This is a genomic window from Sphingobium sp. DN12, from assembly GCF_051058005.1.
Classification (GTDB): Bacteria; Pseudomonadota; Alphaproteobacteria; order Sphingomonadales; family Sphingomonadaceae; genus Sphingobium; species Sphingobium yanoikuyae.
Genome location: NZ_CP173717.1, coordinates 3,341,648 through 3,368,498 on the forward strand (window position 1 = coordinate 3,341,648; position 26,851 = coordinate 3,368,498).

28 protein-coding genes and 1 pseudogene are annotated in these 26,851 nt (G+C 60.7%); 16 read left to right on the top strand and 13 right to left on the bottom strand.

All coding sequences use genetic code 11. The features are described from left to right. Both ACI6S0_RS15670 and ACI6S0_RS15675 read left to right on the top strand, forming a co-directional pair. Window positions 1-483, top strand: coding sequence for a nucleotide synthetase (locus ACI6S0_RS15670; protein WP_434403654.1), 483 nt, complete (start codon window positions 1-3; stop codon window positions 481-483). A gap of 24 nt (window positions 484-507) precedes the next feature. After that, window positions 508-1,959, top strand: coding sequence for a TRAFs-binding domain-containing protein (locus ACI6S0_RS15675; RefSeq protein WP_434403655.1), 1,452 nt, complete (start codon window positions 508-510; stop codon window positions 1,957-1,959). 12 nt (window positions 1,960-1,971) lie between these two features. Here the strand turns inward: ACI6S0_RS15675 and ACI6S0_RS15680 are convergent, their stop codons facing one another. Beyond that, entirely contained in the window at window positions 1,972-2,625 is a 654-nt protein-coding gene (locus ACI6S0_RS15680; protein WP_004208652.1) for a Crp/Fnr family transcriptional regulator, read from the bottom strand. Between the two features lie 549 nt (window positions 2,626-3,174). Here ACI6S0_RS15680 and ACI6S0_RS15685 point away from each other — a divergent pair. After that, window positions 3,175-4,446, top strand: coding sequence for a tyrosine-type recombinase/integrase (locus ACI6S0_RS15685; protein WP_037513984.1), 1,272 nt, complete (start codon window positions 3,175-3,177; stop codon window positions 4,444-4,446). Window positions 4,447-4,750: 304 nt separating this feature from the next. Here the strand turns inward: ACI6S0_RS15685 and ACI6S0_RS15690 are convergent, their stop codons facing one another. Further along, window positions 4,751-6,931, bottom strand: coding sequence for a hypothetical protein (locus ACI6S0_RS15690; RefSeq protein ID WP_434403657.1), 2,181 nt, complete (start codon window positions 6,929-6,931; stop codon window positions 4,751-4,753). 404 nt (window positions 6,932-7,335) lie between these two features. Between ACI6S0_RS15690 and ACI6S0_RS15695 the strand changes: the two genes are divergently transcribed. After that, window positions 7,336-7,740, top strand: coding sequence for a hypothetical protein (locus tag ACI6S0_RS15695; RefSeq protein WP_036530295.1), 405 nt, complete (start codon window positions 7,336-7,338; stop codon window positions 7,738-7,740). Window positions 7,741-7,833: 93 nt separating this feature from the next. On the opposite strand, the gene ACI6S0_RS15700 is transcribed toward ACI6S0_RS15695, so the two are convergent. Beyond that, a complete protein-coding gene (locus tag ACI6S0_RS15700) occupies window positions 7,834-7,980 on the bottom strand; it encodes a hypothetical protein (protein ID WP_155276474.1) in 147 nt (48 codons plus the stop codon). A 36-nt stretch (window positions 7,981-8,016) separates the two neighbouring features. Here ACI6S0_RS15700 and ACI6S0_RS15705 point away from each other — a divergent pair, with 36 nt between their 5' ends. Further along, window positions 8,017-8,451, top strand: a complete 435-nt coding sequence (locus ACI6S0_RS15705) for a GNAT family N-acetyltransferase (protein ID WP_010338401.1) — start codon at window positions 8,017-8,019, stop codon at window positions 8,449-8,451. Beyond that, window positions 8,448-9,188, top strand: a complete 741-nt coding sequence (gene arsH, locus ACI6S0_RS15710) for an arsenical resistance protein ArsH (protein ID WP_036530299.1) — start codon at window positions 8,448-8,450, stop codon at window positions 9,186-9,188. The genes ACI6S0_RS15705 and arsH overlap by 4 nt, the downstream gene beginning before the upstream one ends. Before the next feature lie 70 nt (window positions 9,189-9,258). On the opposite strand, the gene ACI6S0_RS15715 is transcribed toward arsH, so the two are convergent. The 7 genes from ACI6S0_RS15715 to ACI6S0_RS15745 form a co-directional block, all read right to left on the bottom strand. After that, entirely contained in the window at window positions 9,259-9,924 is a 666-nt protein-coding gene (locus ACI6S0_RS15715) for a cytochrome b/b6 domain-containing protein (RefSeq protein WP_036530300.1), read from the bottom strand. A gap of 65 nt (window positions 9,925-9,989) precedes the next feature. Then, window positions 9,990-11,255 (bottom strand): TolC family protein, encoded by a 1,266-nt coding sequence (locus tag ACI6S0_RS15720; RefSeq protein ID WP_010338398.1) that lies wholly within the window; start codon window positions 11,253-11,255, stop codon window positions 9,990-9,992. Next, complete coding sequence (locus ACI6S0_RS15725; protein ID WP_010338397.1) at window positions 11,252-11,551, bottom strand: DUF3240 family protein; 300 nt, start codon at window positions 11,549-11,551, stop codon at window positions 11,252-11,254. Before ACI6S0_RS15725 ends, ACI6S0_RS15720 begins: the two co-directional genes overlap by 4 nt. Next, the gene (locus tag ACI6S0_RS15730; RefSeq protein WP_036530303.1) at window positions 11,544-14,633 is read right to left on the bottom strand and encodes an efflux RND transporter permease subunit; all 3,090 of its coding nucleotides are present in this window, start codon (window positions 14,631-14,633) and stop codon (window positions 11,544-11,546) included. Before ACI6S0_RS15730 ends, ACI6S0_RS15725 begins: the two co-directional genes overlap by 8 nt. A gap of 9 nt (window positions 14,634-14,642) precedes the next feature. Then, window positions 14,643-15,752 (bottom strand): efflux RND transporter periplasmic adaptor subunit, encoded by a 1,110-nt coding sequence (locus ACI6S0_RS15735; RefSeq protein WP_036530305.1) that lies wholly within the window; start codon window positions 15,750-15,752, stop codon window positions 14,643-14,645. A 48-nt stretch (window positions 15,753-15,800) separates the two neighbouring features. After that, entirely contained in the window at window positions 15,801-16,814 is a 1,014-nt protein-coding gene (locus ACI6S0_RS15740) for a sensor histidine kinase (protein ID WP_010338394.1), read from the bottom strand. After that, complete coding sequence (locus ACI6S0_RS15745) at window positions 16,808-17,488, bottom strand: response regulator (RefSeq protein ID WP_010338393.1); 681 nt, start codon at window positions 17,486-17,488, stop codon at window positions 16,808-16,810. Before ACI6S0_RS15745 ends, ACI6S0_RS15740 begins: the two co-directional genes overlap by 7 nt. Window positions 17,489-17,693: 205 nt before the next feature. Here ACI6S0_RS15745 and ACI6S0_RS15750 point away from each other — a divergent pair, with 205 nt between their 5' ends. Beyond that, window positions 17,694-18,386 (top strand): VIT1/CCC1 transporter family protein, encoded by a 693-nt coding sequence (locus ACI6S0_RS15750; RefSeq protein WP_010338392.1) that lies wholly within the window; start codon window positions 17,694-17,696, stop codon window positions 18,384-18,386. Between the two features lie 120 nt (window positions 18,387-18,506). On the opposite strand, the gene ACI6S0_RS15755 is transcribed toward ACI6S0_RS15750, so the two are convergent. Both ACI6S0_RS15755 and ACI6S0_RS15760 read right to left on the bottom strand, forming a co-directional pair. Continuing rightward, complete coding sequence (locus ACI6S0_RS15755) at window positions 18,507-18,899, bottom strand: ArsR/SmtB family transcription factor (RefSeq protein ID WP_010338391.1); 393 nt, start codon at window positions 18,897-18,899, stop codon at window positions 18,507-18,509. Next, window positions 18,896-19,519: a peroxiredoxin gene (locus ACI6S0_RS15760; protein ID WP_010338390.1), complete on the bottom strand. Its 624-nt coding sequence runs from the start codon at window positions 19,517-19,519 to the stop codon at window positions 18,896-18,898. Before ACI6S0_RS15760 ends, ACI6S0_RS15755 begins: the two co-directional genes overlap by 4 nt. Before the next feature lie 87 nt (window positions 19,520-19,606). Here ACI6S0_RS15760 and ACI6S0_RS15765 point away from each other — a divergent pair, with 87 nt between their 5' ends. From ACI6S0_RS15765 to ACI6S0_RS15805, 9 genes are read left to right on the top strand one after another with little or no spacing between them, the layout of a single operon-like run. Further along, a complete protein-coding gene (locus ACI6S0_RS15765) occupies window positions 19,607-20,524 on the top strand; it encodes an MBL fold metallo-hydrolase (RefSeq protein WP_010338389.1) in 918 nt (305 codons plus the stop codon). Then, entirely contained in the window at window positions 20,521-20,970 is a 450-nt protein-coding gene (locus ACI6S0_RS15770; protein ID WP_010338387.1) for a YeeE/YedE family protein, read from the top strand. Before ACI6S0_RS15765 ends, ACI6S0_RS15770 begins: the two co-directional genes overlap by 4 nt. A gap of 16 nt (window positions 20,971-20,986) precedes the next feature. Then, the gene (locus ACI6S0_RS15775; protein ID WP_010338386.1) at window positions 20,987-21,193 is read left to right on the top strand and encodes a YgaP family membrane protein; all 207 of its coding nucleotides are present in this window, start codon (window positions 20,987-20,989) and stop codon (window positions 21,191-21,193) included. Next, window positions 21,190-21,600, top strand: coding sequence for a DUF6691 family protein (locus tag ACI6S0_RS15780; RefSeq protein WP_010338385.1), 411 nt, complete (start codon window positions 21,190-21,192; stop codon window positions 21,598-21,600). Before ACI6S0_RS15775 ends, ACI6S0_RS15780 begins: the two co-directional genes overlap by 4 nt. A gap of 37 nt (window positions 21,601-21,637) precedes the next feature. Beyond that, on the top strand, window positions 21,638-23,221 hold the full coding sequence (locus tag ACI6S0_RS15785) for a bifunctional protein tyrosine phosphatase family protein/NAD(P)/FAD-dependent oxidoreductase (protein WP_029547838.1): 1,584 nt from the start codon (window positions 21,638-21,640) through the stop codon (window positions 23,219-23,221). 3 nt (window positions 23,222-23,224) lie between these two features. After that, window positions 23,225-24,010, top strand: coding sequence for a sulfite exporter TauE/SafE family protein (locus ACI6S0_RS15790; protein ID WP_010338383.1), 786 nt, complete (start codon window positions 23,225-23,227; stop codon window positions 24,008-24,010). Between the two features lie 12 nt (window positions 24,011-24,022). Next, entirely contained in the window at window positions 24,023-25,417 is a 1,395-nt protein-coding gene (locus ACI6S0_RS15795; RefSeq protein ID WP_010338382.1) for a cytochrome ubiquinol oxidase subunit I, read from the top strand. Next, complete coding sequence (cydB, locus tag ACI6S0_RS15800) at window positions 25,414-26,412, top strand: cytochrome d ubiquinol oxidase subunit II (protein WP_010338381.1); 999 nt, start codon at window positions 25,414-25,416, stop codon at window positions 26,410-26,412. Before ACI6S0_RS15795 ends, cydB begins: the two co-directional genes overlap by 4 nt. Next, on the top strand, window positions 26,412-26,516 hold the full coding sequence (locus ACI6S0_RS15805; protein WP_080572849.1) for a DUF2474 family protein: 105 nt from the start codon (window positions 26,412-26,414) through the stop codon (window positions 26,514-26,516). Before cydB ends, ACI6S0_RS15805 begins: the two co-directional genes overlap by 1 nt. Here ACI6S0_RS15805 and ACI6S0_RS15810 read toward each other — a convergent pair. Next, a pseudogene (locus tag ACI6S0_RS15810) lies at window positions 26,508-26,768 on the bottom strand (hypothetical protein); the annotation flags it as partial. The gene ACI6S0_RS15805 and the pseudogene ACI6S0_RS15810 overlap by 9 nt on opposite strands. Window positions 26,769-26,851 lie beyond the last annotated feature (83 nt).

The following is a 26,851-nucleotide window of genomic DNA, read 5'->3' on the forward strand; positions in this document are numbered from 1 at the left end:
ATGTCGACGCTGAATTATACCCAATATGGCCTGGCGCCATTGATCGAGGTCGAACTGGAAGATGGCGTCGCGCCGCTGCAGTTCAACGTCGCGCTAAGGGGTGAGAAGGGCTGGGTTTCGCTGCGCTATGAACAGCCCGGCGTCACCGACCATGACTATATCGCCATCACCGAAAATTCGATCGTGGAAATCAACCTGATCGGCGATCAGCTGTTCTTCTCGAAAAATTACGACGCCATCACGACCGAGGAGCCGCTCTCTTCCTTTTACGGCGGCTTGATCTATGATGATTATCGCGCCGATCAGGACCGCTACAAGACCGTCCGGTTCCAGGCACGCTACAACCAGGGCGGCAAATATGGCACGCGGCACGGCTTCAATATCAATATCGACCTGCTGCAAAATCCCAGTGCCACCGAACCCAAATGGATCCCGCTGTCGATCGATCCCGACATCAAGAATCCACCGCCCAAGGAAGACTGAGCGCAGCAACGGGGTGGTGGCGACATGATCCTTCCGATCCTTGCGCAGATCCGCAGGGTCGCACGCAGCGGCGACACCGTTCGCGCCTGGACGATGTTCGGCGCGGCGGGCCTGCTGCCGTCACGCGACAGCGATGCGCTGACCCTCAAGGGCCGGCTGCTCAAGGATCAGGCGCTGCGCAGCGAGGGCGCCGAACGCGCCGCGCTGCTGGACGAGGCGCGACAGGCCTATCTCCAGGCGGCCAGCGACTGCCGCGCCACCTATCCGCTCATCAATGCCGCCACCCTCGCCTTTCTGAATGATCGCCCCGCCGACGCGGCCGACCTCGCCCGCCAGGTTCTGGCACTGCTCGACAGCGGCGATCATGTGCAGGAGACGCGCTACTGGCTGGCGGCGACAGCGGCCGAAGCCCATCTGCTGCTGGGTGACGAGGCCGCAGCCCAGGCCGCCCTGACACAGGCCATGACGGCCGCGCCGGATGCCTGGGAAGATCATGCCGCAACCCTGCGGCAATTCCACGAGATATTGACCAGGCAGGGGCGCTCGACCGCAATCCTCGATCCGCTGCGCCCGCCACCCAGCCTCTATTTCAGCGGCATCATCGGCCTGCCGGACAATGAGGAGGAAGCCCGCACCAAGATCGAGGCGGCGCTCGACCAGATTGCGCCGGGCGCCGCCTTCGGGGCGCTCGCCGCCGGGGCCGATATCCTGATCGCCGAATGCGCCCTTTTCCGAGGCATCCAGTTGCATATCGTCCTGCCGACAAGTCTCGACGTCTTTCGGCAAAGCTCGGTCGGCCGGTTCGGTGACCATTGGCTCGCCCGCTTCGATCGCCTGATCGACATGGCCGACAGCCTGGAAGCGCCCGACGCCATCACCAGCCTGTCCAACGCGGCGATCGACAAGGGGTGCGAGATCTCCATGGGACTGGCGCTGCGCCGTGCCGACGCCTTTGCGACACAGGCCATCGCGCTGCATGTCGGTCGCGCCTCGGATCAGCCTGCCCCCGCCTATCGGCTGTGGCAGTCACGCACATTGCCCGTGCGCAAGATCATCCTCGAACAATCAATGCCTCCCTCTGGCGATGCGCTGCCCATGGCCGCCAACAAGGCTGTGCTGGCATCGACGACACGCCTCGCGCCAGCCATGCGCGAAAGCGCCAATGGCCTGCATTTCCAGGCATTCGACGATATGGCCACCGCCATGCTCCAGGCCAGCCTGATCCTGAGGGACTGGCCGGACCATGGGCTGGCGCTGGAATATCAAACGGTCATGCCAAATGATCCGATCGATGGCGAGGAATGCCTGGCGTTGCTCCTGGCGCCAGCCGCACCGGCCGGCAGCATCTGCATGCCCTGGCCACAGGCCGCCGCCATGTCACTGCAAGGCCCCGGCTATCGGTTCGAGATTGCCGGCGAAGTGATGACCCGCCAGGGCGATTGCCCGGTCGGCCATTATTATCCGCCGTCCAGTTGACGGCGCGCGCCTTCAGACGACCATGTCCGCCAGCATGCGCGGCGCATGGATCTGCATCTGACCATCTTCCCGACTGACGATGCCGCGCCGGATCAGCACGGCGATCGCGCGGGACGCGGTCTCGCGGGTCGTATTCGCGCTCAGCGCCAGGGTGGTGACCTGCGGCGCGGGCACGATATGATCGCGACCATCGGCCAGCGCGAGCAATTCGCTATAGACCCGCCCGGCCGCGCTATAGGTGGACCGGGTCGCCATTCTATCCAGCGCCCGATCGAGCTGGCGCGCCAGCAGCCAGGCCATGCCCGCGCCGATCTGCGCATCACCCGCCACCAGCGCGGCCAGCGATTGTGCCTCCGCGCGCAACAGGCGGCTTTCGACCAGCACCTCTATCTCGGCCCGGTGCGTCGTGGGCGCTGGGTAGGCGCCGAAAAACTCCCCCGGCCCATGACGCGCCAATTGCTGGCGCTGGCCATCGATGCCAAAGGTCTGCACCGCCACGCACCCGTCGACGATCAGCCAGCAATGGTGCGACGCCTCCCCTTGCCGGGCCAATATCTGCTTGGCGCCGACCTGCTGCGGAACCAGCACGCGGCGCAGCAGCTCTGCCGCCTTCCGATCACATCGGAAAACCGCTGCCAGCACCTCGACCTGTTCCTCGACCTGCAATCCTCCACTCCTCGGTGACGATCGATCGTTCCGTTACCGGCATAGCCTATGCGCTCCGGATGAACAGGAGGGCAGCATGATTCTCGGAAAATATGTGATCTGCATCACGGCCATGCCGAGGAGATTTCCCTAGGGAATCAGCGCGACCCGAAGGAGGCCCCGGTGGGGCAACCTTTTCTTGGCCCGGAGCTTCATATGGCTTCGGGCCTTTTTTTTCGCGATATCCATGCGGTTCGGCCATAAACCACAAGAGGGCGCGCCGCACGTGGAACCCAGATGCCGGTGCGTGAACCGATCGAGAATATCTGCTGCTGGATGGTCCCTGACAGGGACAGGTTCGCTCTCAGAGCGATGCACCACCTTACTGTGAAGATGGTGACCCCTACGGGAATCGAACCCGTGTTTCAGCCGTGAAAGGGCGCAAAATCAGCGCGCTTAGTTGAAAAGAACCCCATAAATTCTATATATTTATCAAGACATTGGGTGAAACAATCCATTGATGTCCCACCACGTGCCAGAGCGGATATTTGACGGTTATTTGATGGTTTTATGAGCAAGAATCTCCAGGAAACTCAACTCAGTTCACGAAGTGCGCGCCAGTCTCTACCTGAAGGCACCTACTGGCGCGGTCTCGATGCAAACGTTCATCTTGGCTACCGTCGCGGGAAGCGCGGCGGAAAATGGCTTGTGAGATGGTATCTCTCAGCGGGTAAGTACAAGCAGGCTCCGCTCGGGGTTGCAGACGATACCATTGCTGCCGGCAACCTCGATTTTCAGGCTGCCAGCAAGGCGGCTCGAGAGCTGGTATCTGAATATCGTAACAGGCCATCGCAAGATACCCTCGTGGAGGTGGTCACTGTCGGACAAGCGGTTCACGAGTATATTGAAGAGCGGAATGAACGCGACAGCCTGCGCAAGGGACTCCCCACCAAAAGTGATGCTCACTACAAACTTACAAGTCATGTCCTCAACTGTAAGGATTTGTGCGAATTGCCTCTTGGCAAGGTGACGGCCGCCGCCCTCGTAAAATGGAAAAAGGGGCTTGCTGCAAGCTTAAAGTCGACCGCTCGAGCCCGGATTGTTAATGATTTCAAGGCCGCGCTGAATCGCGCGATCCGTTTACATGAAGCCCCTGAATCTCGTGCCAGTCTCATTGTGAAAAATGGGCTCGCCGCGAATGCAGACCCGGCTCCTCGCAATACCGATCAACGCGAAAATCAAATTCTTTCCGACGATGATATCCGCAAGCTAATTTCGACGGCAAAGGAGGACAGCGAAGGACGTGATTTTTACTTCCTAGTGCTGCTTCTCGCCGCCACCGGCGCACGTTTCAGTCAATTGACTCGGATCCTTGTACGCGATGTACAACTCGATAAAGCCCGTGTGCTGGTGCCAGTGTCCCACAAAGGCTCTACTACCAAGTCGGTGGAATTTACGGCTGTGCCATTAGGAAATGACATTCTCGATGCACTCCGTCCCATCATCGAAGGTCGCCCTTCAACTGCGACGCTACTTGAACGGTGGCGATTAAGGCAGGTGAGCCAGTTCGCTTGGGAGCGCGTAGATCGTGGCCCGTGGAAAACTCCGTCGGAAATGCTCCGAAACTGGAATGCAATAGTGAAGAGATGCGGCATTGAAAGATGTGTGCCTTATGCGCTTCGGCATTCATCGATTGTGCGCGGTCTTGTAGCCGGACAACCTATCCGTATGGTCGCCGCCGCACATGACACAAGCGTGGCGATGATCGAGAAGCATTATGCCCGATATATCATCGACGCCCATGAGGAACTGAGAGCAAAATCAGTCATCAGATTAGCTTGAATGGCCATTTCTGGCCGGTAGGCGACCGTCCGGTTCCGAGTTGGGTTTCTGAGATAGCTGACGCTCACTCGGTGTCGGCTGCCGACCAGATGCCGCCGTTCGCTGGTTCCGACGCGAACGTCCGGAACTGGCAAGAGCCGCCGTCCCAGCCTCACGGGCTGCCGACTCGCAGCAGCCCACCTTTTGGCGGCACCTTCATCAGCGCCAGCGAATGAAAATCCCCCGAACTACTGCCATGTCATTGCCCTCAGCTTCGCCGCGTTTGATAGAGTCTGCAAATAGCAACTCGTCGGCGTCCGACCGATCAGCGATCGACCGCGTCGCGCTGACAGCGAACCAGGCGTGCGCGCAACACCTTTTCGTCCGATGCGGCGGACCGTGTGCGGTAGGCATCTGGCAACGCGAAATACTCGGCCAGAGCAGTCGCCGCCTCGGCGAACTGCCGCGAACGAACCATCGCGCCGGTTAGCTTGTTCATATAATAGCCAAGTTGCCATTCGCCGGCTGCGTTCAGGGGCACGTCTTGGTCGATAGCCTGTCGAATAAGAGGTCCAAGCTTGGCGATCTTCTTGACGGCCGGCTCGGCTTCCACCGCTTTGAACATGCGGTTCGATAACTTCTGCATATGGTCATAATAATAGCTGACCCCGTCCCGCCGAGCATCCGCATCAGGGTCAGACCATGCTTTTCCCGCACTGAATGTCTTGAGGTCACCGATCGGACGCATCGCCGCGCGATAATATTCGGGTGCCGGAATGACGCGGCTCAACGGCGAGCCATCACTGCTGCGACCGCGCGCCCGAATGCTTTCGTGAGCAGGATCGACGCCAACAGGCAAGGCGTCGCGGAAGTCCTCCCGCGCAAAACGGCCGAGCAACCGCAACCTAGCACCGCGATCTATCTCCGTTTCGCCGATCAACGCGGTCAGGAAGCTATGGAGGTCTGCCGCGTGGTTGCCCGCTTGCCCCTCGCGTCCAGCGCGCGCCGCCTTTTCCAGCAGCGCAACTTCGCGCGCTGCAGCACCGATCCGGTCGGCGTCCCAACGATCAGGATTGGCGACGAGCGAACTGAGCATGATCCACAGGCGTTGGCGGACGAACTTGAGTTTTCCGTCGACCGTATCGGATCGATAATAGGCCTCGCCATAAGCACGGCAGGCTTGCTTGGAGTCGAGCATCCAATTTCCAAACGCAGATCCGGCTATGCTCTCGGGTACAAAACGCACAGAGACCGCCTTTTTGGCTTCAGCGGGATCATGCTCGAGCGGCATGAAGCCAGAACTGGCCGCGAGATCTACAATGCCCGCAGCGGCAACTGCCAGCGCGTTGCGTTTTCCATCCAGCCTCTCCACCGCCGTCTTGTAGCGGGTAGCGGTGATCAATTGCCGTCTGAAGGCGTTCTCCGCCTGGAGGGTATGGTTGAGCTGGAACCTGTCATCGGCCCGGCTTCCTGGCTGGTCGAGCTTGTCTGACAGGGCACGCAGCCGCGTTTCTCGCCATTCATCTATGAAGGGGTAGCGGCCCTCCGCAATCGCTTGCTCTTCAAGGGCCTGCACCTTCTTGGCCGATGCACTGTCTCGCGCCGCAAGTCGCCCATGCTCAATCCAAGCTTTTATCGCCGCCTCAATCCAGACATGCCCCAACGCCGCCAACCCTTGCAGCCCATGGGGAAGCGCCGCGTCCTTCGTCGCCTCGACCGCGATACGAATGATATCGGCAAGACGCTCGCAGGCGTTCGCTTTGTCGAAAGCTTCCCAGATCGCGTCCGCATCGACCGCCCAGGCGGGATTGAACCTCAGCCCCAGTGCAAGGCCCGCGTGTCGATCCTCATCGAAAATGTCGGCCGCAGCGAGAAGCGCCTCAGTTCGTAGAAGGATTCCAAATTCGTGCGCAGAACGTGGATATTGAAGAACCGATCCAGGCCAGAATCCTGGGCTCACCGGACCGCAGGCGAAGCTCGATCCCCCGCGAGTTCCGTCCTGGTCTGAGCGGTCGGTGCACCCGTCGGGCTGGAGCGTTGCTTCTGTCTCGCTAAGCATTAGAATATCGAGGACGTCCGCAAATGCAGCATTCAGGGCGACCATGTCAGCGGCATTGCCGCCGGTATCTGGGTGCAGAAGTATCGCAGCCCTGCGGTAAGCGGCTTTTGCCGCAGCCAAATCCGCAATCGCCTTTGCATCAAAAAACTCAGAAAACCGGGGCCAGTCGCTTTTCAGGAGCGCGAGCGGCGATGAACCGCGTGCAGGTTTCGTACGCGGCCGGACATAGAGTTCGTAAATTGCGTCGAGCGCCCCTGCGGACTCTACTAAAAACCGCTCGATCGTGCTGATGAACGATGGCGCGAAGTCCCGCCGCCGCGATGGGTTGTTGAACTGCCGATAGTAGAAAAACTGCTCTTTGGCGTCGAAAAACGCCTGCAGCACCTCACTCGATACCGCATTGAGCACTGCGCTCGCATCGGGACTTTTTCTCGTAATCGCCGCCATCAATCTCTGCCTTCCCCACCCGGTCTAAGTTGGTGGATGAAACCTGTTATCTCCTGATGTGAGCTGGCGCACGACAAAGGGAGCATCCGTCCAAAACCTAATTCGCTTCGATCGATCTGCACGTGTCGCTGACGGCTACCAACCCTTGTTCTGTCTGAATGGGGAAACCCGCCCGGCGAACGCTGTAAGTCAGCTTGTGATAAGCCCGGTGGTTCCAAGGGCCGCTCTGGAACGGCGGGAATGTCCCACGAGCTTCCGGCAGCAGTCGACCAGAAATTGCCTTTTATGAGCGGGAACGCGAACGGCCGGGTTCCCCAAAAGCGGCCAACGCTTAAAAATGGGCAGATTGTCTCACCATCAATGGCACATGACAGAAGCGCGTCTCGTAGCTAAGAGCGCAATCGGTGCATCGACTTCGCAATCTTGTCCTTGCCAATCGGCCCCTTGCCTGCGCGGTGCTTGTACTCGCGCTGATGATGAAGATCGTCATGCCGGCGGGGTTCATGCCAACCGTTTCGAACGGGCGGATCGTGGTCAGCATTTGCTCGGGTACCGGGCCGATGACGATGGTCATTACGATCCCCGGCCTTGAACATGGGAAATCCGGTAGCGACGGTCATCAGGGCAAGGCAGAACAGCCTTGCGCCTTCTCAGGCTTGTCGGCGCCGTCCCTCGCTGCTGCGGACCCAATTCTGTTGGCGGCTGCGATTCTGTTCGTGCTGGCGCTCGGCACGCGCCCTCTGGTGCTGCGAGCTTCGACAGCGCCACCCTATCTGCGTCCACCCCTGAGGGGGCTTCCGGCAATCTGATCGTTCGTCGTCGCATGAGGGGCTGAGGGGACGGGTGCGTGTATCGCGTCCGCCTCCTTCGCTGTCATGCACCTGCGTCCGATTTGGCTTGGCTCAATGCGCGCTCTTGCGGCTGCCAGGCCTGCCGAGGATTACCATCATGATAATCGCTGCCTGGTTTTGCCGGGTTCGCCACTTCGCATGACTGCGCGAAGTCGCATCCTCCTGCGCCAGTTCCATTTGTGGCTGGGCGATCGTCAAGCGGACCCGTCCCTGGTATGAAGCGGGAGCGGCGGCATGACGCAGGTATATTTCTCGGAGGCTCGCCACGCCGATGATGTCCTGCGGCTCGCGCTCGGCGCCGCGCAGCTCCCGACCGACGATCTCGGCGGTCCCGACCAGATGTTCTTCAGCCTGTCCGACGATGAAGAGCTGATCGGGTTCATCGGCCTGGAAGGTAGCGGCACCGACCGGCTGCTCCGCTCGCTGGTCGTGCTGCCGACCCGGCGCGGCAAAGGATATGGCCGGATGCTGGTCGAACGCCTTGAAGGCGTTGCTGATGGCGCGGTCGAGCGGCTGCACCTCCTGACCAGCGGCACCGGGGAGTTCTTTCGCAGGCTTGGTTACACCGATGCCGATCGCGACGCCGCGCCGGCCTTCATCGCAGCGACCGCGCAGTTCACGTCGCTGTGCGGTCCGCGCGCGACCTATCTCGTCAAGGATCTTGGATGACGCGCCTTCGTGACGTACCCGACGCCGACCATCTGCCAGCACTCGATCGCGGCATCGCGATCACCCGGCCCGCCGCCGGCATGGGCGACGATCAGCCGCCGCCTCGCATCCTGCTGCTGTACGGGTCGCTGCGCGAACGCTCGTTCAGCCGGCTCGCGGCTGAGGAAGCGGCACGACTGCTGATCCTCTTCGGCGCGGAGGTGCGGATATTCGATCCCAGCGACCTGCCGCTCCCAGATCAGGTGAAGGGTGACGATCATCCGGCGGTCCATGAGCTGCGCCAGCACGCGCTCTGGTCCGAAGGCATGGTTTGGTGCAGCCCCGAGCGGCACGGCCAGATCACCGGCATCATGAAGGCGCAGATCGACCATCCGCCGCTGGAGTTCGGCGGCATGCGGCCGACCCAGGGTCGCACGCTCGCGGTCATGCAGGTGTCGGGCGGCTCGCAGTCGTTCAACGCGGTCAACACGCTGCGCCTGCTTGGCCGCTGGATGCGCATGATCACGATCCCCAACCAGTCGAGCGTGGCGATGGCGTTCAAGGAATTCGACGAGGCCGGCCGCATGAAGCCGTCGAGCTATTATGACCGCATCGTCGACGTGATGGAGGAACTGGTGCGGTTCACGATCCTGACCCGCCCGCACGCCGGCCAGCTCGTCAACCGCTATTCCGAACGGAAGGCTGTACAGGCAAAGCATGAAGCTGCCACCGATCTTGCGGTCCAAGCCGTTCTGTAGGCCAGCACTTCAATCATCGACTAATCGGAAAGCCGAGCCGCCATCGCCACGTTGCAGCATCACCTCCATCCTATTGTGCTCGGCCGGGAAGCATCGCTGTAAGGATATACTTCCCACTCCTCCTCGTTTCGAAAACAACTCCGGCAAGGTGGAGGGCAATCAGAACGTACAGCAAATTTACCGCTGACTCGTGCACTTCCTTCAAGGGCTCGTCCTCTGCGTCATCGCCTATCTCTTTCCGCTCAGAACCTTTGAGTAAGACGCTGTCCCTGTCATCTGTGCCCCGACCAACGGCGTGGGACGGAGCCTCGCTAATCCATTTCGTGGAGGGCAGACCAGCCATGCCAATGCCGGTCGCTATGATGATGCTAAGCGTTCCCCAAATAGCGTAGACCATCAATGCACCTAACGGATTGTGCGATGGATGGATTTCATTGTGTCCGGCTCTAATCTCCGGGATATGGGCAAGCGCTTTACGCGGACTCGGTGGGAACGCTGTGAACCGTGCCTCTTTGGGTCCAACGAAACCCCAGAGCAGTCTAAACGCCAAAACGGTTGCGAGGGCGTATCCCACCCAGACGTGCGGCCCCGAACCCTCTTCCGTGAAAATTGCATTCCCGATGACAGCAAGAACGATTGACCAATGGGTCACCTTAACAACGGGGTCCCATTTCGCCTTTGCTCGGGCTGAGTCTTTTAGGGGCCGGACTGGGATTCCAGGTTTTGAACTCTGCATTTCAGATTCCTCCGCGTGAATGGGAAGATGACTTCATTCTCTACAGCGATTGCCAACCTACGCCCTCATGGCTCCTTCTCGTTACCTTGCCATATCGTATGAGAATCGATGAGTAATTTCACGATAGCTCGTGTCGCAGAGCTGCGCGCGTCTATGGCCAGCCGGTCCGCATCATGTGCTTGCCGTCGGGAATAGAGCAGATCGGACAGGTCGATAATGCCCCCTTCGTACCCGCGCTCCGTCCGTGTGGCGGCGTCGAGCGAACTTCTGGCAGCACCCTGAAGCCGCTGCCAAGCGACGTAGCGGCCAGAGGCGTTCGCCATATCAGTATCGGCCATCGCCAGCACCATCCGGCGCGCTTGCGCGAGATCCATAGAGGCAGCGGAGGCATTGGCTTCCGCCTGATCCTGCTGGAATTTCCGGTATCGTCCTCCCAATGGGATCGAGAAGACGACACCGACACCGCGTTCAATGCCAGAACGCTCGCTAAAGGCCCGGACGCCCAGCTGTGGGTCCGGCAAGCGATCAGCCTTCGCCCGCCGTGCGACGACTTCAAGACGCAGAGCTTCGCGATCAGCAGCCCCAATTTCATGACTGCGCTGGATCACCAGATCATGAAGTGCAGTCAGGTCCTGAGAAGGCAGGACTGGATCAGCCAAGGATGGTGCGTCCGACGGCAGGGCCAGATCGGGGAAGTTCGATTGCAGCAGCGCTCGCGCCTGTTTCATATCAGCCAGGCTGGCTGCCGCGACACCCTTGGCCTGATCGAGCGCCGCCTGGGCCTGGTCGGTGTCAAGCATCGATGCATCGCGTAACTGCACTCGCCTCTTCACGGCAGCGAGACCGCGTTCGAGTAATGCGACGTTCGATTGATCCGTGCGGTTGAGCTCGCTTGCCGTCAGCCAGTCGTACCAGAGCTGCGACAGATACAAGGCCGCCTGATGGCGCGTATCTTCCATCCGGTTTTGCGCGACTTCGACACCAAGCTGGCCTGCCTCGCGATCCAGGGCAGCCTTCCCGGGCAAGCGAAAAGATCGGCTGACCGTGCCGTCGAACTCCGTATAATTCCGCTCCAGCCGCACGTCGCGATTGATGTAGCTTCCGGTGAGCTGGACCTCGTGAGGGCCAACGCGGAGCATATCGCTCGCCGCCGATGCAGCGCCGACGCGCTTGCCCGCTGCCTCGACGGTCGGATGACCGTCAAGCGCCTTCACCACCTGCTCCTCAGGCGGCAAGGACCATTGAAGACCAGTCGCTTGCGCGTGCGCGGCAGTTGCGAGCGCAGTCGCTATCGAGATGGATAGCGGCAAGAGGGCAGTCAGCTTCTTCATGAAATCCTCCCGCGCTCGATGATCGGCAAGGAGTGCCAGCGCACAGGTTGTTTGCGGCGCGATGAGGCAACCGCAGCGATTATGGCGGGGATCATGGAATCCTCGACGACGAGCTCGAATGCGATCCGATGGAGGACTCCTCTTACCTGCTCATGCGTTCCGGCGTCGCTGAAGTCGCGACCGAGAACGGCTTCCTCACGGCGATGGATCGGCGCGGACGCAACGGTTCGAATAGCCTCCACCAGAGTTCCCGCATCCGGAGGGGAACAGTGGAGGACCAGCAGAAGCTCAGCCATTGGCCAGCACCTCTTCGAAATCCTGCTCGCCGCGGCCCTCTCCGAACCTTTCGAAAAGGATCGGGAGAAGTACCAGAGTGAGCAACGTGGACGTGACCAGCCCGCCGATGACCACAATGGCAAGCGGGCGCTGTATTTCGGATCCCGGACCGGTCGCGAACAGCAGGGGGACCAGGCCGAAAGCGGTAATACTCGCGGTCATTAGGACGGGGCGGAGGCGTCGCTCGGCACCCAGGCGCACCGTCTGCGTCATGCTCTGCCCCTCCTGACGGAGTTGGCGGAAATAGGAGACCAGCACCAAGCCGTTCAGCACCGCGATGCCAAGCAGAGCAATGAAGCCGACGGAAGCAGGCACTGACAGATACTCTCCCGATGCCCAGAGCGAGATCAGGCCGCCGACCATGGCGAAGGGAATGTTGACCAGGATCAGCGTGGCGGCCCGCAGCGAACGCAAGGTGGCGAGCAGGACGAAGAAGATAAGGAGCAGCGCGACGGGAATGACCATCATGAGCCGAGCCGATGCACGCTGCTGATTTTCGAACTGGCCACCCCACACGATGCGATAGCCGGGCGGGAGCGGCACCTTGCTCGCGACTGCGGCCTTCGCCTCGTCCACATAGCCCACCAGATCACGACCAGAGACGAAGGCCTGGACCAGAGCGAAGCGGGAACCATTCTCATGGTCGAGCTTCACCGGACCCTGCGTATGCTTCACCTGCGCCATGTCGCTGACCCGGGCGAGCGTTCCACCCGGCGTCATGATCTGCAGGTCTTCAAACCGGGTCGCATCATTGCGGATGCTTTCGTCACCGCGGATGACGATCGGGATCCGCTTCTGACCTTCGGCGACGATACCGGACCGAACGCCTTCCACCTGTGCGCGCAAGGTGTCCTGTAACTGATCGATCGGCATGCCAAACCGGCCTGCGGCTGCTCGGTCGATGTCGAGCTGCAGGTAGTCCACGCTGTCGTTCGCGACCGTCAACACTTCCGTCGCGCCGCGCACCTGGCCCAACTCATGCTGCACGCGACCTGCAAGATCCGCGAGGACCGCCGAATCCGGTCCGAAAATCTTGACAGCCAGGTCGCCCCGGGCGCCGGTCAGCATTTCCGAGACACGCATTTCGATCGGCTGGGTGAAACTGGGCTGGATGCCAGGCAGGCCGTCGACGGCCTTGCGGATCTGCTCCAGGACGAACTCCTTGCTGCCGCGCCACTCGGACTGCGGCTTCAGACGGACGAAGGTGTCGGTCTCATTAGGTCCCATCGGATCAAGCCCGATTTCGTCAGCACCAACCCGCGCGATGACTTCCTGCACCTCGGGGACACCCATCAACGCGCGCTCGACCGCCTTGTCGCCCTCGACGGACTGGGCCAGGCTGATGGAGGGCAGCTTCGTCAGCTGCACGATGACTGACCCTTCATCCATCGTCGGCATGAAGGTTTTGCCCACTGCTCCATAGGCCAATCCGGCGAGGACCAGTCCGAGAGCCGAGAGGCCGTAGACCAGGCGCTTGCGCGCAAACGCGCCATTCAGAAGCGCACGGTAGCGAGGCGTTAGCCAGCGCATCACCCATGGGTCCCCATGATGTCCGCTTTTCAAGCCGAACGAGGCAAGAACGGGAACGAGCGTCAGCGCGAGCAGGAGCGATCCTGCCAGGGCGAAGACAATGGTGAGGGCAACCGGCGCGAACAGCTTGCCTTCCAGCCCCTGCAGCGAGAGCAGAGGAAGGAACACAAGCGCGATGATGATGATGCCCGCCGATACCGGCACCGTCACGTCGCTGGTTGCGCGGAAGACCTGGTGAAGGCGCGGATGGGAGTCATCCTGTTGGTGCGACAGACGCTCTACGACGTTCTCCACCACAACGACCGCACCATCCACAAGCATGCCAATAGCAATGGCCAGTCCACCGAGGCTCATGAGATTCGCGGACAACCCGGCCATGCTCATGAACAGGAACGTCACCAGCGCGGCCATCGGCAGTGTGACCGCCACGATCGCGGCGGCTCGCCAGTCACCGAGGAAAACGATCAGAAGGATTACGACCAGGACGGTCGCTTCCAGCAACGCCTCCTCAACCGTTCCAACCGCTCGGCCGATCAGATCGGACCGATCGTAGAAGACCGCGATGTGCGTTCCGGCTGGCAGGCCACGCTCGACCTCGGCCAGACGGTCTTTGACGCCGGTCACAACCTGCCGTGCATCGGCACCGCGAAGAGCGATCACAAGGCCCTCGACCGCCTCTGCCTTGCCGTTCTTGGATACCGCGCCATAGCGCGTCAGGCTGCCCGTCCCGACACTCGCCACATCCCCCAGGCGGACGATGCGCCCGTCACGGCTCGTTATGACCAGCGACTGGAGATCGGCCACGGATCGGATCGCGCCGACAGCCCGAACGATCAGGGATTCTTCGCCAGTGACGAGGCGGCCGGCTCCGTCGTTGCGATTGCCACCGTCGATGGCCGTCTTGATGTCGGCAACGGATAGATGGGCTCCGGCCAAGGCGAGAGGATCGGGCCGGACCTCGAAGGTACGGACATATCCACCAAGTGCGTTGACGTCGGCGACACCGGGCACCGTCCGCAGCGCGGGACGGATGGTCCAGTCGAGAAGCTCTCGCCTTTGCTGGAGGCTGAGCGGCCCCTCGATCGTGAACATGAAGATATCGGACAGAGGCGTGGAAATCGGCGCCAGGCCACCCGACACGCTCGCCGGCAAATCCGCCATCACTCCGGACAGGCGCTCCGCCACCTGCTGACGCGCCCAGTAGATATCTGTGCCATCGGTGAAGTCGATGGTGATATCGGCAATCGCATATTTGGCGGACGAACGCAGGATAGACTGCCGGGGAATGCCCAGCATCTCCATCTCGATCGGGGCAATGACGCGGCTTTCGACCTCTTCCGGCGTCATGCCGGGAGCCTTGAGAATGATCTTGACCTGCGTCTGCGCTATATTGGGATAAGCATCCACGGGTAGCTGAACGAAGGCCCATGCGCCGAGGCCGGCGACAGCCAGCGCAAGCGCTACGACGAGCAGGCGATAGGACAGAGCCTTCGCGACGAGTGACTGAAGCATGGGCCCGACCTATTTCGAGATGGCGAGCGCTTTGAGCGCGCTTGTGCCCGTAGTGACGACGTTCTCACCGACGCTGACGCCGGTCAGGAGAAGGACCTGGCCATCCACCGCGCCGCCCTTTGTCACCCTGCGCTGAACATAACCGCCCCGGACCGCCACGAAGACCACCGACTTGCCGTCAGTATCCACTACGGCCGCGGCAGGCAGGACGACTGCGCCTTTCGGTGCAGGCCCGAATATCGTGACATTGCCCGTGGCGCCTGCGATGACCCCTGGAGCGGCGGGAAGGCTCGCCTTCAGCGAGGCAGATCGCGTCATCGCGTCGATGGTGCTGCCGACAGATGTGACGGTGCCAGAAAGCGCGCCGAGTTTGACCGTCATGCCGGGTCTGATCTGTCCAACAAGCCGCTCGGGAACCTGCGCGACGACTTCGTAACGGCCATTCGCATCGATCACATAGGGAGCAGTCGTCCCGTCCAACGGGTCGCCTGTCTGGATCTTGGCACGCGTAATTCTGCCCGCGATCGGAGCTGTCAGCGTGTAGGTGCCGCTGCTCCCATGCCCGCCGACAAGGCTGAGAATGCGGCTTTTCTCGCGAACGTCCGCACGCGCCTCCATGGCCACTGCGCGGGCTTCGTCGGCTCGCGCTCCGGCAATCACCCCTTCCTTGTCCAGTTGGGACAGCCTGGCGGCACTCGTCTGCGCGACACCCAACCGTGCATTTGCACGCGCGAGATCGGCGCCCAGCGTCAGAATGTCACGGCTCGAAACCACGGCCAGTGGTTGCCCGGCCTGTACGCTGTCGCCTTCCACAACCATGGTGCGCATCACCACACCCGGAAGTGTCGCGGTCACCGCTACACGCGCGTTAGCGGGCGGACTGATCGTGGCGGGGAGATCGGCGATCGGCGCTTCTGATGCAGGCAATGCCGGAGAGGCCTTGATGCCGAGCAATCTCGCCCTGTCCGGCAGCACGGCAAGCATGCCGGCAGCTTTCTCGGTCTTGACCTGCGTTCCCGCCGAGACGGTTTCCGAGCGAGGAAACATAGTCCAGCCCAAGCCCGCGACTGCGACGGCTACAATGGCGCCGCCCACCAGATATTTGCGTCCGTTTTCCATTTCGCCGCGATATCGGGTTCAACCTGACGGCGTCTTGACGATGGGAAATTACTGCAGGCGGAAATCCAGGATGAGTTCTCTCAAGGTCTCGCTCGTTCGAATATGACCGTTATGTGCGCTCATAATCCGATGGGTTATGGAGAGGCCGAGACCCGCGCCATGGGGGCTGGCATGGTCTGCTCGCTGATGGCGGCGGATGAGTTGCGCCAGCTTCTCTTCGCTGAGGCCGGCGCCTTGGTCGCGCACCCTGATGATCGCTCCGGGCCCGGATATGATCGTCACGGTGCCACCCATGGGCGTCGCGCGGACGGCATTTTCAATAAGGTTTCGGATTCCCGCCCCGATCGCTTCCCTGTGGCCGTATATCTTTGGCACCTGGCCTTCGGACTCTATCGCGATCTCGCGTCCTTGCGCGATGACGGTCGCTGCCAGGGACGAGACACTGTCTTCAGCCAATGTCTCGAGATCGAGTGGCTCAGGCGTCATGGGCATGGTGGCGTCCGCGTCGATCTGCGCCAGTAGCAGGAGCTGATCCACAAGACGGCGCATGGCGCTGACCTGCGCCTTCAGAGGATCTCCATCCGATCCCTCGCGTCGATCAAGCTCTAGAGACAAAATGGCCAACGGCGTCCGCAATTCGTGGGCGACGTCAGACGCAAAATCCGCCTGTTGCTGAGCTGAGGTGTCGAGTCGGTGAAGCAGGTTGTTGATGGATCGCACGAACGGTTTCGCTTCAGCAGGCATATCGGCTTCATCGATCTGCATCCCGCGTTCGGTCGGTGCGGTTTCGATATGACGCGCCGCTTTGCTCAGGGGCTCGAACGCCGTTCTGATGACCCATGTGGTTGCAAGGCCCATTGGCAGGATCAGCACCACCAGTGGGATGAGAACATGATCGAACAGTTCCGTCGATGCCGCGTCGCGCATGGTCGGATCGAGCAAGGCGCTAAACGGTATGCCATATTCCGAGAGGACAGCGTAGATCAGCGACACCGTACCGATGGCGCCAACCAGCAGCAGGCCACCGATGAGCCGATGGCCAACCGAAAGTCGCTTCAGCACGGTTCCCGGTCTTCTAGCAAGTAGCCTAGCCCCTTGATCGTATGGAGCATGTTGCGAGCTCCGCATTCCTCAAGTCGACGACGCAGCCGCGAGATTGCGGCATCCACTGCATTAGGGGATATCTCGTCTCGAAAACTATACAGTGCATTTTCGATACGAGATCGACGAACGACTGCACCAGCCTCCCGCATGAGTAACTCAAGCAGGCTGGTCTCGCGAGGTGACAGATCGATGGCCTTACCCTGATACCGCGCGCGATGAGCGCTCGTGTCATAGGATAGGCTGCCCACCTCCAACACGGGCGCTGCCCGAGCTCCCGGACGGCGAAGTAGTGCCCGAATCCTCGCTGCCAGCTCATCCGCCTCTACCGGTTTGACGACATAGTCGTCAGCGCCGCCGTCCAGTCCATCGACCCGCTGCTGGAGCGAACTGCGGGCTGTCAGCATCAGGACCGGCACCGCAAGGCCCGCGTCACGCCTCTTCTTGATCCAATGTACGCCGTCACCATCGGGCAAGCCCAGATCGAGGATGAGTGCATCATACTGAGCCGACCCAAGAGCCAGATCCGCCTCCGCTGCCGAATAGGCACAATCGCATACGAATTTCCGACGCGTAAGGCCCTCCGCCGTCAGATCTGCCAGGTGGCGATTGTCTTCAATGATCAGAATGCGCATGCTCTCATCCGGCGATGGTTTTACCCGGCATATTACCGAACCGATCTGACATCGTCCTGACCATATGAATTTCTTCTGACGCTTGTGATCCGATACGGCGTCGCGCCTCCAAATTTGTGCGGATCGAGCTTGCCGGACTGGCACGAGATAGCGAACAGGCTATAATGCGGGTCAAAGAAATGGCTTGGCTTCAAAGGGGATTACGATGCGCAGCCACCGGGAAACCCATCTCGTCTCTCGTATCGGATGGCTTCGTGCCGCGGTGCTAGGCGCCAACGACGGCATCGTATCCACGGCTAGCCTGATGATCGGCGTCGCTGCGTCCGGTGCCTCCCGTTCTTCCATGTTGATATCTGGTATAGCGGGTCTGGTGGCCGGCGCGATGTCGATGGCGGCGGGCGAATATGTGTCGGTAAGCTCTCAGTCTGACACCGAAGCGGCGGACTTGCGCCGGGAGCAGCAGGAAATCGCTGACAATCCCGATGCGGAATTGGCAGAGTTGGCTGGTTTCTATGTTCAGCGAGGGGTCGACGAAAAGACCTCGCATGAGGTTGCGAAACAACTCATGGAGCATGATGCACTGGGTGCTCATGCTCGCGAAGAACTCCACATCACCGAGATGACTGCCGCACGCCCGATCACAGCGGCATTGACGTCTGCCTCGACGTTCACGGCCGGAGCCCTGCTGCCTCTCATCCTTGCGGCTTTGCTGCCGGCGTCGCTCACCGTAACAGGCGAAGCGCTGGGATCGCTCCTGTTCCTGGCGCTCCTGGGATGGGTGGGAGCTGCCGCTGGCGGTGCAAACCCGCTCAAACCTGTCGGTCGTGTGGTGTTCTGGGGGGCGTTGGCCATGGGTTTGACCGCTGGCATTGGCAGCTTGGTCGGGAAAGCAATTTAGGACAAAGGCCCAAAAGCTGCGCACATGAAACTTCTTCTACGACGTTAAGAGCGTGTCGCTTGCAGCGACCACCGCAGCACTCGCTACAAAGCCAAACGAGGCAAACAGCGCGTAAATATCTTAATCAAGCACTTGAGCAAATCCGGCCACCCCTTCAGGTAATGATGGACGACGCTCCGGTTTGGCAGACGGCCGGATTTCTTCGACCTTACCCAGGCCTCCGAAAATCGCTTCCATTGTTCGGACGCACAAAGCGACCCCCTCGTCAGCAAGCGCGTACCAAACGAGTTTGGCCTCCTTTCTCGTTTGAACGAGATTGGCCCGGCGTAACTCCCCTAGCTGCTGGCTGAGTGCTGGTTGGACAATGTCTGTCGCTTCGCCGATCTCCGATACGTTGCGCTCCCCGCGTAACAGGCAAGAGAGGATCATGAGGCGCTGTGGTTGCGCAAAGACCTTGAGCTTTTCGGACGCGACGGTCGCAGCTTCGCGGTCCTCGTAAAATGCCTCGTTCATAGCGCGTCCGCAAAGCGGCAAAACCAGTCCTGGCGATCTTCTGCGATGTCAGATGGTGGGCAGAGCAAAGGCTGTCCTTCCCGCCATCCTTCAGGCGCAAGTTTCTGGGCACTGCCCACCACTTGCAGTGCTTTAAGCAACCGCAGCATCTCATCGACCGATCGCCCAACATTATGGGGGTAGCATGTGATCGCCCTTATGACCCCTTCGGGATCGATGAAGAATGTCGAACGCATAGCCATGCTGTCAGCAGATTGCTCGTCAACCATGCCATAGGCATGCCCAATCGCCATGCTCGGATCCTCGATTATCGGGAAGCGGACATCCGCTCCGAGCGTCTCTCGGATCGCTCTGACCCACGCCATGTGCGAGTAAAGGCTGTCGACTGACAGTCCCAACAGCGACGTTTCAAGGGCATCAAATTCCGACTGCCGACGGGCGAGTTCAGCGAATTCGGTGCTGCAAACTGGCGTGAAGTCAGCGGGATGGGAAAAAAAGATCACCCATCGTCCACGCAACTTTGAAAGCTGAATTTCGCCCCCGGTCGAACGGGCGCGAAAGTCTGGCGCGGGCTCTCCAATGCGCGGTGAGCGAGATTCAATTCTTTGGGCCATTTCCATGACGTCTCCTTCGACGCTCCTCCCTCTTGACGCAACAAGATTATTCGATTACACGATATATGTAAATGTGAATTTGTGAGGTTTTCCGTGGCCGACTCCGCTCTTGCAGCCGCCTCATCGCAGATCTCAGCCGCTCAAACGGACACCCCCCAGATCAAGGCGTTCTTTGACGAGCCGACCTTCACGGTGACCTATGTTGTTCATGATCCCGAGAGCCGCCACGCTGCGATCATCGACAGCGTGCTGGACTATGACCCCGCCTCGGGTCGCACCTCCTTCTCCTCGGCAAACGCGCTTGTCGCTTTTGTCGAGGAGAAGGGGCTTGCTATCGACTGGCACCTGGAGACGCACGCTCACGCGGATCACCTGTCAGCTGCGCCATATCTGAAGGAGAAGTTGGGCGGGCAAATCGCCATCGGCGAGCAAATCATCACGGTGCAGCAGGCATTTGGTAAGCTTTTCAACGCGGGCACCGATTTCGAGCGCAACGGTTCCGACTTCGATCATTTGTGGAAAGACGGTGATCACTTCCGGATCGGCAATCTTGATGTAACCGTGCTGCATGTGCCGGGGCACACGCCGGCCTGTATCGCCTATGTGATCGGCGACGCCGTCTTTGTCGGCGATACCATGTTCATGCCCGACTACGGCACGGCACGTGCTGATTTTCCCGGTGGCGATGCCCGAACCCTCTATCAATCTGCGATGCGGCTTCTGTCGCTCCCGCCGGAAACGCGGCTGTTCATGTGCCACGATTATCTTCCGGAAGGGCGCAAGGACTATGTCTGGGAAACGACCGTAGAGGCCGAGCGCCAAGCCAACGTCCATATCCATGACGGGGTAAGCGAAGACGAATTTGTCGCGATGCGCGAGGCCCGCGACAAGACGCTCGCGATGCCGCGCCTCATTCTGCCTTCTGTCCAGGTGAACATGCGCGCCGGTCATTTCCCGCCTGCCGAGGACAATGGCGTCACGTACCTCAAGATTCCGGTCAACGCAGTATGATGCTGCCCGGCTTCCCCAATGCCACCCCCGTCGCGGGGTTGGTTGGCGGCCTGCTGATCGGGCTTGCGGCAGCGATCATGCTGCTCGGACTTGGTCGCATCGCTGGTGTAAGCGGTATGTTGGCCCGCGCGTCGGGAATTTCCGATACGGGCACACCGCGCGCCATAGCGCTCGCGTTCATCGCCGGACTGCCGCTTGGTGCGCTCCTCGTCATACTGTCTTCCAGCAGTATCAGACCGCTTTTTACAGGATCAGTCCTGCAACTGGTCATTGCCGGACTGCTCGTAGGTTTCGGCACGCGCCTTGGTTCAGGCTGCACGAGCGGTCACGGGGTCTGCGGTCTCTCCCGACTTTCGCGCCGGTCGATGGTCGCAACGCTGACCTTCATGGTCAGCGGCTTCGCCACCGTTGGGCTGATGCGCGCTTTCGGTTTCATCAACGGATAGTCGGAGGACACCGGACATGAAGAGGAATATGGGAACGGTCGATCGGATGCTGCGCACCATCGCAGCCTTGGCGATCGGTTATCTCTGGTGGACCGGAACGATCAGCGGGGACCTCGGTGTCGGCTTGGCGATCGTCGCAGTTATATTCCTTCTGACAAGCGCGGTCAGCTTCTGTCCGCTCTACCGCCCGCTCGGCCTTTCAACCTGCGGCACTGGGAAGTGAAGGTCCCTGCCATCTCGTTGCTAGCGGGCACCTTGTTCGGAGCTGGGCTCACCATATCCGGCATGGCTGACCCCGCGCGGGTGCGCGCCTTCCTCGATCTGTTCGGGGCCTGGGATCCCACGCTTGCCTTCGTGATGGTCGGTGCGATGGTGCCGATGGCGATCGCCTGGTTGGTCCAGAAGCGGATGCCGCGACCGATCGTCTGCGAGGCGTTCGACTTGCCCGGTACAAGCTTGCTGGATGCCAAGTTGCTTGGCGGAGCGTCATTGTTCGGGATCGGTTGGGCGATCGGGGGACTATGTCCCGGCCCCGCACTCGCCGACCTTGCCATCGCACCAATTGAAGCCGGAATTTTCGTCGCCGCCATGCTCGCCGGCATGACCGCGCACCGCATCATTACAAAATGAAAAGAGGCCCGCTTCAGAGCGGGATCGAGGAGAAGCCATGGACATCAAGCCGCTCAATCGGGACTTTGCAATCTCCCCGCAGATTGATCTCGCCGACCTTCCGGCAATCGCCGCCCAAGGTTACAAGGCGATCATCTGCAATCGACCTGATAACGAGGAGAAGGGTCAGATTGCCGCTACGGAGCTTCGTGAAGCTGCCGAACGACTGGGCTTAGAGTTCGCGCATGCGCCCGCAGTCTCGGGGGCGATTACCGATGCGAATGTTGAGGCCATGGCAAGTGCGCTAGCGCGCCTTCCTAGGCCGATTCTCGCCTTTTGCCGCTCCGGCGCGAGGTCGACGAAGTTGTATGACCTCTCCTCCTCTCGGAGCCAATCGGCCCCTGTAGTCCATATTCACGATGTCGTGATTGTCGGCGGCGGTGCAGCGGGGATTGCGACGGCAGCAAGCCTTCTAAAGCGCAATCCGAAGCTCGATATTGCAGTTATCGAGCCATCTGAGGAGCATTATTATCAGCCCGGTTGGACTATGGTCGGCGCCGGTGTCTTCGAGAGAGAGTTCACACGACGCACTGAAGCGCAGGTCATGCCGAGCCGAGTGAACTGGATCCGCGCAGCAGCCTCGGATTTTGCCCCCGACGAAAACAAGGTGATCCTCAGTGATGGCGGCGAAGTCCGCTACCGTGTTCTCGTTGCCTGTCCGGGTATCAAATTGGATTGGAACGCTATTCCGGGCTTGGCCGATACGATCGGCAAGAACGGCGTGACGTCCAACTATGGCTATGATCTTGCGCCCTACACCAACAGACTGGTGAAGCAATTCAAGGGCGGACGGGCGCTGTTCACCCAGCCCGCAATGCCGATCAAGTGTGCCGGCGCGCCGCAAAAAGCGATGTACCTTTCCTGTCATCGCTGGGAAAAGGCAGGCGTCCTGAAAGACATCGACGTCCAGTTCCACACCGCCGGCGCGGTGCTGTTCGGCGTTGCCGCCTATGTCCCGGCACTGATGGAATATGTCGAGCGCTATGGCGCGCACCTCAACTTCGAATCGAAGCTCGTCGCGATCGATGGCGCCGCAAAAGTGGCGACTTTCGAACGCAAGGATAGCGACGGCACCGGACGCGTCGAAGAGCGCTTCGACATGATTCACGTCGTGCCGCCACAGGTCGCGCCGGATTTCGTGCGCACCAGTTCCCTCGCAGCAGCCTCCGGCTTCATCGAAGTCAACGAGGCGACGCTTCGACATGTGCGCTATCCTAATGTATTTGCATTGGGCGACGCCTGCTCCGCCTCGAATGCCAAGACCGCCGCTGCGGCGCGCAAGCAGGCGCCGGTTGTCGCGGTCAATGTACTTGCCGTGCTCGAGGGCAAGCCGCCGACCGCTGACTATGACGGCTATGGCTCCTGTCCGCTAACGGTCGAGGCTGGCAAGATCGTGCTCGCCGAGTTCGGCTATGGCGGCAAATTGCTGCCCAGCTTTCCCAATTGGCTGATCGACGGAACGCGGCCCTCGCGCCTGTCCTGGCTCCTCAAGGACACCATCCTGCCGCCGGTTTACTGGCATGGCATGCTCAAGGGCCGGGAATGGATGGTCGCGCCGCACGCGATCGAAGCGGCGCACTGAGCCATGCTTGAGCCGCTTCAATATGCCCTCGGCGGACTGTCAGGCGCGCTGGTGGGCTTTGTCCTCGGGCTTGTCGGGGGCGGCGGGTCGATCCTCGCCGTGCCGCTGCTGCTCTATCTCGTAGGCGTCCGCAATCCGCATGAGGCGATCGGCACCAGTGCATTGGCCGTCGCGGCCAATGCGCTTACTGGCCTCTGGAACCATGCCCATGCCCGCACCGTGAACTGGCGGTGCGGGGGGATCTATGCTGCTGCCGGCGTCGTCGGTGCGCTCGGCGGTTCAACGCTTGGCAAGAGCATCGATGGGCACAAGCTGCTGTTCCTGTTCGCGATCCTGATGATCGTTGTGGCAGTCTTGATGTTTCGCGGTCGCGGCGACCAGGGCGTCGAGGGCGCGCAATGCAATCGGGAGAATGTCGGCAAGGTTGTCAGCTATGGTCTCGGGACCGGCGCCTTTTCCGGCTTCTTCGGGATCGGCGGCGGTTTCCTCATTGTGCCGGGGCTGATCGCCTCGACCCACATGCCCATCCTGCGCGCGATCGGCACCTCGCTCGTCGCGGTCGCGGCCTTCGGTCTGACGACAGCGCTCAACTATGCGCTTTCGGGCTACGTCCTTTGGGGTCTGGCCGGCGTGTTCATCGTGGGCGGCATTGTCGGGAGCGTCATCGGCACGCGTGCATCGCAGGTACTGGCCGCCGAAAAGGGCCGGTTGAACAGCCTCTTCGCAGTCTTCGTGCTCGTCGTTGCCATCTACATGCTATTCAAGAGCTGGTCCGAACTCGCCAGCTGAACGGGGATATTCATGGACGCCATCATTCTCGCAAGGGCGCAATTCGCCTTCACGGTGAGCTTTCACTTCCTCTTCCCGGCCTTTTCCATCGGGCTGGCAAGCTATCTGGCCGTGCTCGAAGCTCTGTGGCTGAAGACCGGCAAGGGCGTCTATGCGAACCTGTTTCGCTACTGGCTGAAGATCTTCGCCGTCGTGTTCGCGATGGGCGTCGTCTCGGGCATTGTCATGTCCTACCAGTTCGGCACCAACTGGTCAGTGTTCTCGGACAAGGCGGGACCTGTCATCGGACCGCTGATGGCCTATGAGGTGCTGACCGCCTTCTTCTTAGAAGCCGGATTCCTCGGGGTCATGTTGTTCGGGATCAACAAGGTTGGGCGCAAGCTGCACTTCGTCGCGACGCTTGCAGTCGCGCTGGGGACTTTTATTTCCGCATTCTGGATCCTGTCGGTCAACAGCTGGATGCAAACGCCCGTTGGCTATGAGGTCGGCGCCAACGGCCAGTTCCTGCCGGGGCCAAGCTGGCTGACAATCATCTTCAATCCCAGCTTCCCCTATCGGCTCTTTCACACGGTCCTTGCCGCCTATCTGACGACCGCTTTTATCGTGGGTGCCGTCGGAGGATGGCATCTCTTAAAGGACCGCACCAATCCCGGCGCACGCAAGATGTTCTCTATGGCGATGTGGATGGCGGCGCTCGTTGCTCCGATCCAGATCTTCGCCGGCGACATGCACGGGCTCAATACTCTCAAGCACCAGCCGGTGAAGGTGATGGCGATGGAAGGCCATTTTCAGAGCCACCCGCACGGTGCGCCTTTGATCCTGTTCGGCATCCCCAACAGCGCTGAACAGCGGGTGTATTATGCCATCGAGATACCCAAGGCGTCGTCGCTGATTCTCAAACACGAACTCGATGCGCCCTTGAGTGGCCTGGACACCGTGCCACCAGCTGATCGTCCTCCCGTCGGTATCGTCTTCTGGGCCTTTCGCGTAATGGTCGGGATCGGTTTCGCGATGCTCGGGATCGGGATCCTGAGCCTCATCGCGCGCTGGCGCAAGGCGCTCTACGACTGGCCGCTGCTGCATCGCTTCGCTGTGCTGATGGGGCCGTCGGGACTGATCGCAGTGCTGTCCGGCTGGATCGTGACGGAAGTCGGACGGCAACCCTTCACAATCTATGGTCTGCTGAGGACCGCCCAAAGCGCTTCACCGCTGGATGCTCCTGCGGTCGCCTCGTCGCTGCTGGCCTTCGTGGTCGTCTATTTCGCCGTCTTCGGGATGGGCATCTGGTATCTGCTTCAACTCATGAAGAAGCCGCCTGAAGCACATGAACCGCCGCCCAGTGATGCGCCCATTCGCAGTGCGGGGATCACCCCGGCGCCGGCTATCATCGAGGGAGCTTCGTCATGATCGATCTCACCGTCATCTGGGCCTGTATCATCGGCTTTGCTATCATCGCCTATGTCGTGATGGACGGCTTCGATCTCGGCATCGGCATCCTGTTTCCGTTCTTCAAGGTCGGGCAGGATCGGGACACCGCGATGAACAGCATCGCTCCGGTCTGGGACGGAAACGAAACCTGGCTGGTTATGGGCGTGGGCGGCCTGTTTGCCGCATTCCCGCTGGCCTATGCCATCATCCTTCCCGCGCTTTACGCGCCGATGATCGCAATGCTGCTTGGCCTTGTATTCCGCGGCGTGGCATTCGAGTTCCGCTGGCGCGACCCGGCGCACCGTGCTTTCTGGGACAAGGCGTTCACGACAGGGTCGGTCGTCGCCACCTTCGCGCAAGGCATTGCGCTCGGCGCGCTGCTACAGGGCATCACGGTCGAGGGGCGCAGCTATGCCGGGGGTTGGTGGGAATGGCTGTCGCCGTTCAGTCTGCTGACGGGTGTCGGGCTGCTAGTCGGCTATGCCCTGCTCGGGGCTTGTTGGCTCAACTGGAAGACTGAAGGCGGGTTGCGACGGCAGACGGTGACCTATGCCGGGCGGCTTGGCATCGGCCTGCTCATCATGATCGGCGTGATCAGCCTCGCAACGCTGCGGCTCGAAACGCAATACTTTCAGCGCTGGCTGAGTTTCCCGGGCGTGGTCGCGACAGCGCAGGTGCCGCTCGCCACGCTCGTCGTAACATTCCTGTTTTATCGTAGCCTCCGATTGAAGCGCGATGCGCAGCCTTTCTTCTGGGCGTTGGCCCTGTTCGGGCTATGCTTGGTCGGCCTTGGTGTCTCGATCTGGCCCGATGTCGTTCCGGCGCGGGTGACGATCTGGGAAGCTGCAGCGCCCGTCCGCAGTCAGTTGTTCATGCTGGTTGGAGCCTCGATCATGGTGCCCGTGATCCTGGCATATACGGCCTGGTCCTATTGGGTTTTCCGGGGCAAGGTTGGCATTGAGGGGTATCATTGATGCCGCTCTGGCTGAGTCGCCTTGGATGGTTTTTCGGCATTTGGGCTGCTAGCGTTTTCGCGTTGGCGCTTGTGGGCGGAATGCTCCGCTGGTGGCTACGCTAAATGGCCCCTCGCCATAGGTGAGAGGCCAACACTCAAATTTCGGTATTTTTGGGCGTCTTCTACGTCGATCCCGAGATAGCTAACCATATTCTCGATCTTGCTATGGCCGAGCAGGATCTGGACAACCCGTAGATTGCCGGTCGCCCTGTATATGATCGATGCCTTCGCTCGGCGGAGTGAGCGGGTGCCGTATTCGCTCCGCATCAGGCCAACTCCTGTCAACCATTCATCTACAAGCCGAGCATAATGCCGAGGCCGTTCGTCGGGAGGTGCGGGAACGTCGGCTTGTAATCAGGGCTGCCGTTTAACATGTCACAGGCGAACGTCGGGAATGT

Bases quoted from the DNA above. Each gene is read 5' to 3' on its own strand.
- ACI6S0_RS15670 (WP_434403654.1), top strand. From the start codon at position 1: ATGTCGACGCTGAATTATACCCAATATGGCCTGGCGCCATTGATCGAG.
- ACI6S0_RS15675 (WP_434403655.1), top strand. From the start codon at position 508: ATGATCCTTCCGATCCTTGCGCAGATCCGCAGGGTCGCACGCAGCGGC.
- ACI6S0_RS15685 (WP_037513984.1), top strand. From the start codon at position 3,175: ATGAGCAAGAATCTCCAGGAAACTCAACTCAGTTCACGAAGTGCGCGC.
- ACI6S0_RS15690 (WP_434403657.1), bottom strand. From the start codon at position 6,931: ATGGCGGCGATTACGAGAAAAAGTCCCGATGCGAGCGCAGTGCTCAAT.
- ACI6S0_RS15705 (WP_010338401.1), top strand. From the start codon at position 8,017: ATGACGCAGGTATATTTCTCGGAGGCTCGCCACGCCGATGATGTCCTG.
- arsH (WP_036530299.1), top strand. From the start codon at position 8,448: ATGACGCGCCTTCGTGACGTACCCGACGCCGACCATCTGCCAGCACTC.
- ACI6S0_RS15715 (WP_036530300.1), bottom strand. From the start codon at position 9,924: ATGCAGAGTTCAAAACCTGGAATCCCAGTCCGGCCCCTAAAAGACTCA.
- ACI6S0_RS15720 (WP_010338398.1), bottom strand. From the start codon at position 11,255: ATGAAGAAGCTGACTGCCCTCTTGCCGCTATCCATCTCGATAGCGACT.
- ACI6S0_RS15725 (WP_010338397.1), bottom strand. From the start codon at position 11,551: ATGGCTGAGCTTCTGCTGGTCCTCCACTGTTCCCCTCCGGATGCGGGA.
- ACI6S0_RS15730 (WP_036530303.1), bottom strand. From the start codon at position 14,633: ATGCTTCAGTCACTCGTCGCGAAGGCTCTGTCCTATCGCCTGCTCGTC.
- ACI6S0_RS15735 (WP_036530305.1), bottom strand. From the start codon at position 15,752: ATGGAAAACGGACGCAAATATCTGGTGGGCGGCGCCATTGTAGCCGTC.
- ACI6S0_RS15745 (WP_010338393.1), bottom strand. From the start codon at position 17,488: ATGCGCATTCTGATCATTGAAGACAATCGCCACCTGGCAGATCTGACG.
- ACI6S0_RS15750 (WP_010338392.1), top strand. From the start codon at position 17,694: ATGCGCAGCCACCGGGAAACCCATCTCGTCTCTCGTATCGGATGGCTT.
- ACI6S0_RS15755 (WP_010338391.1), bottom strand. From the start codon at position 18,899: ATGAACGAGGCATTTTACGAGGACCGCGAAGCTGCGACCGTCGCGTCC.
- ACI6S0_RS15760 (WP_010338390.1), bottom strand. From the start codon at position 19,519: ATGGAAATGGCCCAAAGAATTGAATCTCGCTCACCGCGCATTGGAGAG.
- ACI6S0_RS15770 (WP_010338387.1), top strand. From the start codon at position 20,521: ATGATGCTGCCCGGCTTCCCCAATGCCACCCCCGTCGCGGGGTTGGTT.
- ACI6S0_RS15775 (WP_010338386.1), top strand. From the start codon at position 20,987: ATGAAGAGGAATATGGGAACGGTCGATCGGATGCTGCGCACCATCGCA.
- ACI6S0_RS15785 (WP_029547838.1), top strand. From the start codon at position 21,638: ATGGACATCAAGCCGCTCAATCGGGACTTTGCAATCTCCCCGCAGATT.
- ACI6S0_RS15790 (WP_010338383.1), top strand. From the start codon at position 23,225: ATGCTTGAGCCGCTTCAATATGCCCTCGGCGGACTGTCAGGCGCGCTG.
- ACI6S0_RS15795 (WP_010338382.1), top strand. From the start codon at position 24,023: ATGGACGCCATCATTCTCGCAAGGGCGCAATTCGCCTTCACGGTGAGC.
- cydB (WP_010338381.1), top strand. From the start codon at position 25,414: ATGATCGATCTCACCGTCATCTGGGCCTGTATCATCGGCTTTGCTATC.
- ACI6S0_RS15805 (WP_080572849.1), top strand. From the start codon at position 26,412: ATGCCGCTCTGGCTGAGTCGCCTTGGATGGTTTTTCGGCATTTGGGCT.